Raw genomic sequence first — 207 nt, 5'->3', positions numbered from 1 at the left:
ACTCGAACCATCGACCTCACGCTTATCAGGCGTGCGCTCTAACCAGCTGAGCTATAGGCCCAAAAAACGTCCTAATTCAATGAGAGTAGACCTCTCAAAACTAAACAAAGTTTCGACTTTTCAAATGTTCAAGGCTTTCCGTATTATTCCTTAGAAAGGAGGTGATCCAGCCGCAGGTTCTCCTACGGCTACCTTGTTACGACTTCA

Annotated in this window: 1 rRNA gene; it reads right to left on the bottom strand. The window is 45.4% G+C overall.

Features of this window, described 5'->3' with window-relative positions:
* Positions 1 to 154: 154 nt before the first annotated feature.
* Positions 155 to 207: ribosomal RNA gene (locus tag J7Q78_RS09970) — 16S ribosomal RNA — on the bottom strand; the annotation flags it as partial.

It is taken from the genome of Latilactobacillus fragifolii, from assembly GCF_905332535.1.
Classification (GTDB): Bacteria; Bacillota; Bacilli; order Lactobacillales; family Lactobacillaceae; genus Latilactobacillus; species Latilactobacillus fragifolii.
Note: the sequence above shows the minus strand (reverse complement) of the source record. Positions and strands in the feature narration are given on the sequence as shown.